Annotated in this window: 10 protein-coding genes and 1 tRNA gene; 1 reads left to right on the top strand and 10 read right to left on the bottom strand. The window is 58.5% G+C overall.

The window, feature by feature from the left end; all coding sequences use genetic code 11:
- Window positions 1-351 precede the first annotated feature (351 nt).
- The 3 genes from ampE to CCX46_RS04060 form a co-directional block, all read right to left on the bottom strand.
- Window positions 352-1,191 carry a regulatory signaling modulator protein AmpE gene (gene ampE / locus CCX46_RS04070; RefSeq protein WP_127925795.1) on the bottom strand — a complete coding sequence of 280 codons (840 nt, stop codon included), beginning with the start codon at window positions 1,189-1,191 and terminating at the stop codon, window positions 352-354.
- The gene (ampD, locus tag CCX46_RS04065) at window positions 1,188-1,748 is read right to left on the bottom strand and encodes a 1,6-anhydro-N-acetylmuramyl-L-alanine amidase AmpD (protein WP_007915273.1); all 561 of its coding nucleotides are present in this window, start codon (window positions 1,746-1,748) and stop codon (window positions 1,188-1,190) included. Before ampD ends, ampE begins: the two co-directional genes overlap by 4 nt.
- Window positions 1,749-1,812: 64 nt before the next feature.
- The gene (locus tag CCX46_RS04060) at window positions 1,813-3,993 is read right to left on the bottom strand and encodes a DUF1631 domain-containing protein (protein WP_127925794.1); all 2,181 of its coding nucleotides are present in this window, start codon (window positions 3,991-3,993) and stop codon (window positions 1,813-1,815) included.
- Window positions 3,994-4,365: 372 nt separating this feature from the next.
- Between CCX46_RS04060 and nadC the strand changes: the two genes are divergently transcribed.
- The gene (nadC, locus tag CCX46_RS04055; RefSeq protein ID WP_127925793.1) at window positions 4,366-5,214 is read left to right on the top strand and encodes a carboxylating nicotinate-nucleotide diphosphorylase; all 849 of its coding nucleotides are present in this window, start codon (window positions 4,366-4,368) and stop codon (window positions 5,212-5,214) included.
- 51 nt (window positions 5,215-5,265) lie between these two features.
- Here the strand turns inward: nadC and CCX46_RS04050 are convergent, their stop codons facing one another.
- From CCX46_RS04050 to infB, 7 genes are all read right to left on the bottom strand, one after another.
- On the bottom strand, window positions 5,266-5,565 hold the full coding sequence (locus CCX46_RS04050) for a DUF6388 family protein (RefSeq protein WP_123452824.1): 300 nt from the start codon (window positions 5,563-5,565) through the stop codon (window positions 5,266-5,268).
- A 243-nt stretch (window positions 5,566-5,808) separates the two neighbouring features.
- Window positions 5,809-5,884: transfer RNA gene (locus CCX46_RS04045), tRNA-Thr, on the bottom strand.
- A 129-nt stretch (window positions 5,885-6,013) separates the two neighbouring features.
- Window positions 6,014-8,119 (bottom strand): polyribonucleotide nucleotidyltransferase, encoded by a 2,106-nt coding sequence (gene pnp / locus CCX46_RS04040; RefSeq protein WP_007915263.1) that lies wholly within the window; start codon window positions 8,117-8,119, stop codon window positions 6,014-6,016.
- A gap of 193 nt (window positions 8,120-8,312) precedes the next feature.
- Window positions 8,313-8,582, bottom strand: coding sequence for a 30S ribosomal protein S15 (rpsO, locus tag CCX46_RS04035; RefSeq protein WP_003177875.1), 270 nt, complete (start codon window positions 8,580-8,582; stop codon window positions 8,313-8,315).
- 142 nt (window positions 8,583-8,724) lie between these two features.
- Window positions 8,725-9,642, bottom strand: a complete 918-nt coding sequence (truB, locus tag CCX46_RS04030) for a tRNA pseudouridine(55) synthase TruB (protein WP_127925792.1) — start codon at window positions 9,640-9,642, stop codon at window positions 8,725-8,727.
- A 4-nt stretch (window positions 9,643-9,646) separates the two neighbouring features.
- The gene (rbfA, locus tag CCX46_RS04025; protein WP_008088344.1) at window positions 9,647-10,048 is read right to left on the bottom strand and encodes a 30S ribosome-binding factor RbfA; all 402 of its coding nucleotides are present in this window, start codon (window positions 10,046-10,048) and stop codon (window positions 9,647-9,649) included.
- Window positions 10,049-10,208: 160 nt separating this feature from the next.
- A complete protein-coding gene (gene infB / locus CCX46_RS04020) occupies window positions 10,209-12,740 on the bottom strand; it encodes a translation initiation factor IF-2 (protein WP_127925791.1) in 2,532 nt (843 codons plus the stop codon).
- Between the last annotated feature and the right edge of the window lie 17 nt (window positions 12,741-12,757).

Below are 12,757 nucleotides of genomic sequence, written 5' to 3'. Positions count from 1 at the left end.
GCGCACCAGATAGAAATTGGTCACCAGCATCGGCACCAGGAACAGCACGCTGATCAGGCTGAACTTCATGCCGAAGCTCAGACGGTTCATCAGCGAGACGGCGGGATAGAGCAAGCTCTTCACTGGAAGTCTCCCTTGGTTTTTCTTGTTTTTATTGGCAGGCGCGGGGCGACAGCAGATAGCCACTATCGAGCGCCATCTCTGTATAGCTCAAATCGGAGGGAGGTTTTGTAACTTAAGGTTAACGACAAAAAGATCGCAGCCTGCGACAGCTCCCACAGGAAACACACAATCCCTGTGTAGGAGCTGCCGCAGGCTGCGATCTTTTGATCTTTCTTTAAATCAGTGAAATCAGTGGATCAGGACTGTCCACAGGGCAAACCCGGCATACCACAGCACTGCCGCGCGCAGCAGCAGTTCCCACAGGCAATCGAGGGTGTTGATGCCTTCCGGCCCGACCACTGGAGGTGGAATCTCGCCTGCCGCCAAACCGACCCGATTGATCAGTTGCGCCGCGCTGATGTTCCAGTTGAGCAGTTCATGCAGCATCACCCGACTGACCGCAACAAAGTTGCCGACCAGTGCCATGCTCGCCGCCAGCAAGCGTACCGGCAGCCAGTCGAAGGCGTGCCGCAGTTGCGCGGCGCGCTCGACCAGCGCCGGGTTCTGCCCGTGTTCTTGCGCCAGCGCCAACAAGCGATAGGCCAGTGCCGCCACCGGGCCGAGCACGAAATACCAGAAGATCACCGCAAAAAAGCTCTGGTAAGCCTGCCACAGAAGATGCCCCTGCACACGCTCGAGCAACTGCTCGCCGCTGTCGGCGCAAATATTCAGATCACGCTTGGCTACATGCGCCGCGGCTTGCAGATCCTCACGGCGCCAGGCATCACGGAACGGCCCGAGACCGCCGAGCAAGTCGCCGCGCCCCAGACTGTAAATCACCACCAGCAAATGCACCGGCAACGCCAGCAAGCCGTAAGCCACCGGCTCCAGCACCACCAGCAACAGCGCCAGCAAGGCCACCGGAAACAGCACCAGAATGCTCAGCACCAGCCACGGCTGTTTCGCCAGACGCTCGCTGCTTTCGAGTTTGTTCAGTTCGCGGATCCATCCGCCATCGCGTTGAACCCGATGGCGCAGGGCCGAAAACTTCTCGATCCACAGCGCCAGCAGTAACACCAGAAAACTCATTGTCCTTCCTCTTGTGCCAGGGCCGCGCGGTAACGCGCCCAGTCGAATGCCGGGCCAGGATCGGTCTTACGCCCGGGTGCTATGTCGCTGTGCCCGCAAATGCGCGCGCCGGTGATGGCCGGAAATGCGCTTTGCAACTGACGTGTCAGCGCCGTCAACGCCTGATACTGCGCGTCGGTGAACGGCAGATCATCGGTGCCTTCGAGCTCGATGCCCACGGAAAAATCGTTACAGGTTTCGCGCCCTTCGAACACCGATACACCCGCATGCCACGCCCGCTCAAGACAGGAGACAAACTGGGTGACCTTGCCGTCACGTTCAATCAGAAAATGCGCCGAAACGCGCAAGTCGGCGATCCCTGCAAAGTAGGGGTGTTCGGTGACATCCAGACGATTCTGGAAAAATTCCTGCACCTTGCCCGTGGCAAACTGCGCCGGCGGCAGGCTGATGTTGTGGATAACCAACAGGGAAATTTCGCCCGCAGGGCGTTCATTGAAGTTGGGCGATGGGCAGACCTGCACCCCGTGACACCACCCGCTAGCGGGATCCAACTGCATACCGATTCCTTCAACGCCGACTGTGTTGGCGCCCAGTATGCCGTGATCGGCCCCCGACGCGCGATCACTTGCCGCGATTGAGTCGCCGCAGATTGCCCAGTACCGACTCCAGCGCCCGATCAAACAGCAAGGTGTCATCCAGTGCGCGTATCGCACCACGCTGGAATTCCTCGGCCAGCGCAAGGCGACTGCGCTCCAGTACCTTCATGCCGGTGCGATCGACAAACACATATTTGCCGGTGGCTTCGATGATCGCCGCGAGTTTGCAACGCAGACTGTGTTCATCGTCCTCTTGAAACGCCACCCAACTGCCCAGACGCAGTTGCTCGACCTGGCGCAAACCGACGGCATCGTGGGACAAACGTGCCGATGACAGCGCCATGCTGCTGTCGTCGGCGCTTTGCAGCACGATCTGTTGCGAGACCTCAATCATCGAAGCGGCCGGTTCTGCCTCGACGGAGCGCTCCAGCACCTGCACATGCAGGGCTTCAAGTTCGCTGAAAAACTCGCTGGTGGCGAACGGGTCGAACGCCGAACTGGTCAGGCCATCACGCAGCGACTTGAGCAACCCCGGTACCAGCGCCAGCAAGCGCAGACTGGATTCAGCGTCTTCGTGACGCTGCACACTCCAGATCAATTGCTCCATGGTTTGCACATCGGCCTGCCATTCGGCTGACTGATCGCCATGCTTGAGGCACGTCAGCAGCAGTACTTTGCTCCACGCATCCTGTACGAAGGTGACCACGGAAGGCGGCAGCGTCTTGCCCAGCAATGCCTGATTCAAAGCCCGTTCGACCCGGCGCCGGGCCAGTTCGGTTTTCGCTCGCCCCTCTTCGGCGTCACGCAGACGCTGTTCAAGCAGCTCGCTGCGACGGCGTTCATCACTGGTGAACGCGAGGAAATCGGCGAGCAATTCGGAAAAAATCGCCGGATCATCGACAAAGTCAGTCAGCAGGCGCTGCACCACTTGTTCGATACGCAGGTACAAGCTGTCACGCGCGTCACCGTCACAATCGCCCCAGCCCATGGCCGCCTCGGCGATTTCATTGAGCAGGCGCCGCGCCGGATGCGTGCTGCGGCTGAAGAAACTCTTGTCGAGCACCGCGACCTTGAGCATCGGGATCTGTAACCGGGCGATCAGGGCCTTGAGCGAATCCGGGACATTGCGGTCTTCAAGAATGCAGTCGAAGACCATGGCAATCAGATTGATCACATCTTCGTCCGCATCGCCCACAATCCGCGATTTGCCACTTCTGACGCTGACCCGGGTCAGCAGTTGTTCGAGCTGATTGCGTAGATCGAAATCATCCTGTGCCGCCAACTCGGGCACGTATTGCTGCAAATGCGAGAGCAGGCGCAGCAGATCGCGGGTGGAAATCGGTTGAACCGCAAAGCTGGATTCCAGCGTCGGTGCGACAGTGCCACGTACATGCGAAAGCAACTCTTGCAACGCCGCGAAGACCTCTTGCACGCTTTCATCGACAGGCGGCAGATCGTCGCTTTCACCACTTTCCACATTCGCGATCGCCCGATCAATGGCGCGGCGTGCAGGGGCCGGCTTCAAGTCCGGCAACACACCGGTGGCGAGCAGCAATTGATTGGCTTCGGCGTAAAGCTGTTCGGTGTCGGCCAGGACATAGCGCTCGAACAGTTTGAGCAGGATCAGTTTAACCTTGATCTCCACGCCCAGATTACGCCCGGCCTGGAGGAAAAACTCGCAGAGCAGCGCCGGGCCGAGCGGGTTGTGCTGATCATCGAGGGTCTTGCCGAGCAACGCGTTAAGCCGTGCGGTCAGTTGATCGAGGGCGAAGCCGTCACGCTTGAGCACACGACCGACCATGGTCTCGACCGCCACGCTGCGTTCCATATCGTCGTTGCGGGGGGCCAGCTCGTCGTATATCAGCGCGTGCGGCAGCGTGTTGTGCGCAGGATCGTATTGGGTCAGGCCGACGAAGGCTTCGAAGAATTGCTCGAGAAAACCGCGTTCGATGTTTTTGCGCTTCAGGCGCAGGTCGCGCATGGCTTCGAAAAAGATGTTCTGTTCGACGTCGTTGCGCGCCCGGTCGGCCATTTCGAACAGCGTGTCGTCGGCGTTATCGAACAGCTCCTGCAAACCGTGGCGCAGTTGCTGGGCAGCCTTGTCGCGAACCTGAAGCAGAATCACAGGCAGGCGGGCGAGCGGCGAGTGATTCGCCTGATCGGCAGTGCCTTTGTGCAAAGGCACCACTTTCCCGTCGTTGTGCATCCAAGCCTCCTGAAACGGTGATTCGTTCGGTCAAGCCAACCCGGATCCCTGTGGGAGCGAGCCTGCTCGCGATGGCGGTGTGTCAGCCGTAGCAATGTCACTGAAAGAATGCATTCGCGAGCAGGCTCGCTCCCGCAAGTTCAATCAGGACGTCAAAGCTATGACGTCAAATGCAAGGCGAATTATCTTTCATAACTTGCACCCGGCGCCATAGCCGTCAGGGTTTCCCCTATACCGCCCCTTTCAGTGACCACGCCTGGCCGGGTTTGCTCAAAGAAAATCGACCGGATGCAGGCTGGCACGCGCGTTCTCGCCTTGGGTTGGCTCGCGCCATGCCCCTATAATCGAACCACTTTGTTTGTGGAGCCCGTTATGCCGAATCTACGTCTCGCCGACTTGACCGCCGAAATCGAAGCCAACGTGCGCCGTGCGTTGCTCGAAGACATCGGCAGCGGCGACATCACCGCGCAACTGATCCCGGCCGAACGCCTGGCCAAAGCCACCATCATCACTCGCGACGCGGCCGTTATCTGCGGCACTGCCTGGGTCGATGCGGTGTTTCGTCAGCTTGACCCGCGGGTCGCGGTGCATTGGCAAGTGGTCGATGGCGAGCGGGTAAAGCCCAATCAACCGTTATTTCATCTGGAAGGCCCGGCCCGTTCGCTGCTGACCGGCGAACGCAGTGCGCTGAATTTTCTGCAATTGCTGTCCGGCGTAGCTACGCGCGCGCAGTACCTTGCCGATTTCGTCGGCACCACTCAGGTCAAACTGCTCGACACCCGCAAGACTCTGCCGGGTCTGCGTCTGGCACAGAAATACGCGGTGACCTGCGGTGGCTGCCACAACCATCGCATCGGTCTGTACGACGCGTTCCTGATCAAGGAAAACCACATCGCCGCCAGCGGTGGCATCCCGCAGGCGATTGCCGCCGCGCACAAGATTGCCCCGGGCAAACCGGTGGAAGTCGAAGTGGAAAGTCTGGAGGAGCTGAAGGAGGCACTGGCCGCCGGCGCCGACATCATCATGCTCGACGAACTGAGCCTGGATGACATGCGCGAAGCCGTGCGCCTGAACGGCGGCAAGGCGAAACTGGAGGCCAGCGGCGGTATCAACGAAAGCACACTGCTGCCGATCGCCGAAACCGGAGTGGACTACATCTCGATTGGCGCGATGACCAAGGATGTCAAAGCGGTGGATCTGTCGATGCGCCTCAGTCTCTGAATACTGCGCGCAATAAAAAACGCCAGCCCGGTTGAGGCTGGCGTTTTTGTATCAGACCACCAGATTATTCATCTCGCAGTACTCTTCCCACTCGACACCCAGCACTTCGGCCGCCTCTTTGTGCAGCACGAGGCGCTGCGCCTCGAACTCTTCCGGCGTGCTCGTGTACTTGAGTGTCAACTCCCACGGCTGCAAGCCCTGGGCTTCGGCTTCGTCTTCGAAGGCCCACTGGATCTGATCTTTCTGATCATCGGGACTCAGGTCCTTGATCTCTTCTTTCAGGTCCGGTACGTCCAGAATGTACTTTTCCAGCGCTTGTTCGTGACGTTGCTCTTGAGTTAATTCGGTCATGGCGTTCTCGCTGATCTTAGGAATGGAGGATGGATCTGGATCATCAAGGATCTCTCTGACGCGGATTTGTCCGGCCTTCGGAACCATTCGGGATCATCTGAAAACTGCTGGGCGATGCTCATGCAGGCTCCGAATATAGGACGTTTGCATGACGAATTACACGGCTCTTTACATCTCTCTCACAAAAAGCTGACCTGCGGAACATAAATCCGCTTTTGCGATGGGTGAGAGTGTTTAAGAAGGTGGTGCCCGAGACAGGAATCGAACCTGCGACCTTCGCGTTACGAGTGCGCTGCTCTACCGGCTGAGCTACACGGGCGGTGGGCTAAACCTAGCACCGGTTCTGAAGTCCGGCAACTTCGCAGAATGTCTCGATATTTCGCAGACAAAAAAATGCCCCGCCGTTTTCACGGCGGGGCATTTTTATTGCGCTAACGCTTTGGGGTGATTAAACGCCCGAAGCCTTGGCAGCAGCCACGTCTTTGATGGACAGCTTGATACGGCCGCGGTTGTCCACGTCCAGTACCAGTACTTCAACTTCCTGGCCTTCTTTCAGGATGTCGGTCACTTTCTCTACGCGAGCGTCGCTCAGCATCGAGATGTGCACCAGACCGTCCTTGCCCGGCAGGATGTTGACGAATGCGCCGAAGTCGACGATGCGCTCAACTTTACCCACATAGATCTTGCCGATCTCGGCTTCAGCGGTGATACCCAGAACGCGCTGACGTGCAGCTTCAGCAGCTTCCTTGGTTTCGCCGAAGATCTTGATCGAACCGTCGTCTTCGATGTCGATCGAAGCCTTGGTTTCTTCGCAGATCGCACGGATGGTCGCGCCACCTTTACCGATAACATCACGGATCTTGTCGGTGTCGATTTTCATCGCGATCATGGTCGGAGCGTTGGCCGACAGTTCGGTACGCGACTGGCCGATGATCTGGTTCATCTGACCGAGGATGTTCAGGCGCGCTTCCAGGGCTTGGCCCAGAGCGATCTCCATGATTTCTTCGGTGATGCCTTTGATCTTGATGTCCATCTGCAGCGCAGTAACGCCTTTGGCGGTACCGGCTACTTTGAAGTCCATGTCGCCCAGGTGGTCTTCGTCACCGAGGATGTCGGTCAGAACTGCGAACTTCTCGCCTTCCTTGACCAGACCCATGGCGATACCGGCAACCGGCGCCTTCATCGGCACACCAGCGTCCATCAGGGCCAGGGAAGCGCCGCAAACGGAAGCCATCGAGCTCGAACCGTTGGATTCGGTGATTTCCGAAACCACACGGATGGTGTACGGGAACACGTCAGCGGCTGGCAGCATGGCCGAAACCGAACGACGGGCCAGACGGCCGTGACCGATTTCACGACGACCAGCACCACCCATGCGACCACACTCGCCCACCGAGAACGGAGGGAAGTTGTAGTGCAGCATGAACGGGTCTTTTTTCTCGCCTTCCAGGGTGTCCAGCAGTTGTGCGTCACGGGCGGTGCCCAGTGTTGCAACGACCAGCGCCTGGGTTTCACCACGGGTGAACAGCGCCGAACCGTGAGTCTTCGGCAGAACGCCGACTTCGATGTTCAGCGGACGTACGGTTTTGGTGTCGCGACCGTCGATACGTGGCTTGCCGTTGACGATGTTTTCGCGAACGGTGCGGTATTCGATTTCGCCGAAAGCGGCTTTGACTTCGCTGGACGAAGGCTGACCTTCTTCACCGGACAGCTTGGCAACGACTTGATCCTTCAGCTCGCCCAGACGCGCATAACGGTCGGCCTTGACGGTGATGGTGTAAGCCTGGGAGATCGCTTCGCCGAACTCGGCACGGATAGCGCCCAGCAGTTCGGTGGCTTCTGGCGCAGGAGCCCAGGTCCAGGTTGGCTTGGCAGCTTCAGCGGCCAGTTCTTTAACGGCGTTGATCACAACCTGGAATTCGTCATGAGCAAACAGTACCGCGCCCAGCATCTGGTCTTCGGTCAGCTCTTTGGCTTCCGATTCAACCATCAGTACGGCGTCGGAAGTACCGGCAACGACCATGTCCAGGCTCGAAGCCGCTTGCTGCTCGTAAGTCGGGTTCAGCAGGTAGCCGGTGCTTTCGTGGAAGGCAACGCGAGCGGCGCCGATCGGGCCGTCGAACGGGATACCCGAGATGGCCAGGGCAGCCGAGGTACCGATCATCGCAGCGATGTCCGGATCGGTCTTCTTGCTGGTGGAAACAACGGTGCAGACAACCTGCACTTCGTTCATGAAACCTTCAGGGAACAGCGGACGGATCGGACGGTCGATCAGTCGGGAAGTCAGGGTTTCTTTTTCGGAAGGACGGCCTTCACGCTTGAAGAAACCGCCAGGGATCTTACCGGCAGCGTAGGTCTTTTCCTGGTAGTGAACCGACAGAGGGAAGAAGCCCTTGCCTGGATCAGCTTGTTTTGCACCGACTACAGTCACCAACACGCTGACGTCGTCGTCAACGGTGACCAATACTGCGCCGGAGGCCTGACGGGCGATACGGCCAGTCTCGAGGGTAACGGTCGATTGACCGAACTGGAATTTTTTGATTACCGGGTTCACGGTGTCCTACCTTCTTTGTGGCTCTTGGGGGAACTGGTTTCTTGCGAATTCTTGGGCAATGTCGGGAATCGGCCCAACGCCTGTCCAGGGTAAAACGTGTATCCAGATAAAACTTGAGGCTGGGAGCCTGCAAGACGCCGGCGGTAAACCGCTGACGTCCGACAGACAACCAACCTCATAGCGCAATCGCTGATTAGCGACGCAGACCCAGGCGACCGATCAGAGTCTGATAACGACCCAGATCCTTGCCTTTCAGGTAGTCCAGCAGCTTGCGACGCTGGTTTACCATGCGGATCAGACCACGACGGGAGTGGTGATCTTTACCGTTGGCCTTGAAGTGACCTTGCAGCTTGTTGATGTTGTGGGTCAGCAGTGCAACTTGCACTTCTGGCGAACCGGTGTCACCAACAGCTTGCTGGTAGTCAGCAACGATTTGAGCTTTTTCTTGAACGTCGAGAGCCATGAGGCAATCCTTTTATCAGGAAACTGTTTCAAAGAAACAGCTTCAACAGGCCAGGGACAAATCCCTGTATCTATAAATGAGTAGTGACCGTGCCTGTTAACAGCCACCCTCGCCAGCCTGCTTTGACACAGACCGGTTTCGGTCATTCCGACCGAATCAGTCGACGTGGCGCAATGCGCCCGTCTTCGCTCACTTCACCGATACCGATGAAGCGACCATTGTGATCCTGTACCCGCACCATGCCGAACTTCGGAGCATCCGGGGCACGCACCGGCTGGCCGTTGAGCCAGTAGAACGCACTCGCTTCGGAGAAGTGCAGCAACGGCCAATCCTGCAGGCCGCTGTCCGATGGCATCAGGAAGCGATCCACCGCTTCGTTGCCGCCCTCGGCATGTACCGCTTCAAGCTCTTCGAGGGTCACCGTCTGCGCCAGGGTGAAAGGCCCGGCCTGGGTACGGCGCAATTCCGCGACGTACGCACCACAACCGAGTTGCTCACCGATATCCTCCACGAGGGTGCGAATATAGGTGCCTTTGCTGCAATCCACCGCAAGTCGTGCAGTATCGCCTTCGAAGGCCAGTAATTCCAAGCGCGCAATAGTAACAGAACGCGGTTCACGCTCCACTACTTCGCCTGCACGAGCCAACTTGTAGAGCGGCTGGCCATCACGCTTGAGCGCCGAGTACATCGGCGGTATCTGACTGATTTGCCCACGAAATTTCGGCAATGCCGCTTCGATATCGGCGCGACCAACGGTCACCGGGCGCTCCTGCAAAACCTCACCTTCGGCATCGGCCGTGGTGGTGGTCTTACCCAGTTGCGCGAGGGTTTCATAAGCCTTGTCGGAATCGAGCAGGTACTGCGAGAACTTGGTCGCTTCGCCAAAGCACAACGGCAAGACGCCCGTGGCCAGAGGGTCGAGGCTGCCGGTGTGACCGGCCTTCTCGGCGTTGAGCAACCAGCGAACCTTCTGCAACGCGGCGTTGGACGTGAATCCCAACGGCTTGTCGAGCAGGATGATGCCGCTGACGTTACGACGGATACGTTTGACCTGAGCCACCGAGTTACTCCTTGGTGTCTTCAGGTTCAGCAGCGACCGGATGCTGATTGTCTTCAGCCACCGCACGCTCGATCAGCGCCGACAGATGCGCGCCACGCACGACGGACTCGTCGTAGTGGAAGTGCAGTTGCGGCACGCTGCGCAGCTTCATTTCACGGGCCAATTGCATGCGCAGGAAACCTGCGGCGGAATTGAGCACCTTGATGCTTTGTGCGATGTCTTCAGCGTTGTCCTGCCCCATCACGGTGATGAAAATCTTCGCGTGACCGACGTCACGGCTGACTTCCACTGCGGTAATGGTGACCAGACCCACGCGTGGATCCTTGACTTCACGACGGATCAGCTGGGCCAGCTCGCGCTGCATCTGATCGCCGATACGTTGGGTACGGCTGTATTCTTTTGCCATGATTTTGTTACCTGTTACTGCCCGGCGGTGAAACCCGCCAGGTCTGAAAGCGGCAAACGCCCGGCCTGACAAAAGCCAGACCGGGCGTTGCGTTTAGAGTCCGGGTGATGCGCCACACTGTTGAGTGCGGCCGGCCATCACGGCTCCTGAAGTGCGCGAGTTAGAGGCTGCGAGCAACCTGAACCTTCTCGAAGACTTCGATCTTGTCGCCGACTTTGACGTCGTTGTAGCTCTTCACGCCGATACCGCATTCCATGCCGGCACGTACTTCGGAAGCGTCATCCTTGAAGCGGCGCAGGGATTCCAGCTCGCCTTCGAAGATAACGATGTCTTCACGCAGTACACGGATCGGACGGTTACGGTGCACAACACCTTCGATCACCATGCAGCCAGCGATCGCGCCAAACTTCGGCGAACGGAACACGTCACGCACTTCGGCCACACCCAGGATGTTCTCGCGAACATCGCTGCCGAGCATGCCGGTCAGGGCTTTCTTGACGTCTTCGATGATGTCGTAGATCACGTTGTAGTAACGCATGTCCAGACCTTCCTGCTCGACGATCTTCCGTGCGCCAGCATCGGCACGCACGTTGAAGCCGAACAGTACAGCGTTGGAAGCCAGTGCCAGGTTAGCGTCGGATTCGGTGATACCACCGACACCGCCGCCGACTACGCGCACTTGAACTTCGTCGTTGCCCAGGCCATTCAAGGCACCGTTCAACGCTTCCAGCGAACCACGGACGTCGGATTTGAGGACGATGTTGAGCGTCTTCTTCTCGGCCTGACCCATGTTTTCGAAGATGTTTTCCAGCTTGCCGGCGTGAGCGCGAGCCAGTTTGACTTCGCGGAACTTGCCTTGACGGAACAGAGCCACTTCACGGGCTTTCTTCTCGTCAGCAACCACGCTCATCTCGTCGCCAGCGTCCGGGGTACCGTCCAGGCCGAGGATCTCGACAGGGATGGAAGGACCGGCTTCCTTGATTGGCTTGCCGTTCTCGTCGAGCATGGCGCGAACGCGACCATAGTTCGAACCGACCAGGACCATGTCGCCTTGGCGCAGGGTACCGTCTTGAACCAGAACGGTTGCCACCGGGCCACGACCTTTGTCGAGACGCGATTCAACCACAACACCACGACCAGGAGCCGATGGAGTTGCTTTCAGTTCGAGAACTTCAGCTTGCAGCAGAACGGCTTCCAGCAACTCGTCCACGCCAGTACCGACTTTCGCCGAAACCGGAACGAACGGCGTATCACCGCCCCACTCTTCGGAAGTCACGCCGTGAACCGACAGTTCGCTACGGATGCGATCGAGATCGGCGCCCGGCTTGTCGATTTTGTTCACTGCAACAACCAGTGGAACGCCAGCCGCTACAGCGTGCTGAACAGCTTCAATGGTCTGCGGCATCACGCCGTCGTCCGCTGCAACCACCAGAATCACGATGTCGGTCGCCTTGGCACCACGAGCACGCATTGCGGTAAACGCGGCGTGACCCGGGGTATCGAGGAAGGTGACCATGCCGCGTTCGGTTTCAACGTGGTACGCACCGATGTGCTGGGTGATACCGCCGGCTTCGCCAGCAGCTACCTTGGCACGACGGATATAGTCGAGCAGGGAAGTTTTACCGTGGTCAACGTGGCCCATTACGGTCACGACTGGCGCACGGGAGAACGACTCACCTTCAAACTTCAGGGACTCGGCCAGGGAATCTTCCAGGGCGGTGTCGCTGACCAGGGTCACTTTGTGGCCCAGTTCTTCGGCTACCAGTTGAGCAGTTTCCTGATCAAGCACCTGGTTGATGGTCGCTGGAGTACCCAGTTTGAACATGAACTTGATGATTTCAGCAGCCTTGACCGACATCTGATTGGCGAGATCGCCAACAGTGATGGTCTCGCCGATCTGCACATCACGCACGACAGGGCCGGTTGGGCTCTGGAAACCGTGAGCGTTGCGCTTCTTCAGCTTGGCCTTGCCGCGACCACCACGACGGAAGCCATCGCTTTCTTCGTCGGTAGTGCGTGGCGCCACACGTGGAGCCGGCGCTTTTTCTTTGACCGAGGCGCGATGCGGAGCGTTTTTGCGCTCGCCATCACCACCACCGCTGCGACGATTGTTGTCGTCGGCACGTGGTTTGTCCGGACGGCGCTGTTCGTTCTGCTTGTTGCGAACTTCGGCAGACGGAGCTGGAGCAGCGGCCACTACCGGTGCGCTTTCGCGAACAGGTTCGGCAGCTGCAGCCGGCGCCGCAACGGCGTCGCTGGCAGCGGTCTGCGCAGCAGCAGGCTGATTACGCGCTTCTACTTCGGCGCGTTGCTTGGCTTCTTCTTCAGCCTTCTGACGAGCAGCATTTTCTACTGCGCGACGCTCATCCAGTTCACGCTTGCGCTCGGCTTCGATTTCTTCCGGGCTGCGCTGTACGAAAACTTTCTTTTTGCGAACTTCTACGCTGATGCTTTTGCTACCAGCCACACGCAGGGTGCTGGTGGTTTTACGCTGCAGCGTGATCTTGCGTGGTTCTTCCACTTTCGCCTTGTGGCTGCTTTTCAAGTGAGTCAGCAGAGACTGCTTCTCACTGTCAGTCACATTTTCTTCGGCGGCGGTGTGCGGCAGACCTGCCTCACGCATCTGCTGCAACAGGCGCTCTACCGGTGTTTTGACCTCATCGGCCAGTTGTTTCACCGTGACTTGCGTCATGCACTTCTCTCCTCAGG

It is taken from the genome of Pseudomonas sp. RU47 (assembly GCF_004011755.1).
GTDB lineage: Bacteria > Pseudomonadota > Gammaproteobacteria > Pseudomonadales > Pseudomonadaceae > Aquipseudomonas.
Note: the sequence above shows the minus strand (reverse complement) of the source record. Positions and strands in the feature narration are given on the sequence as shown.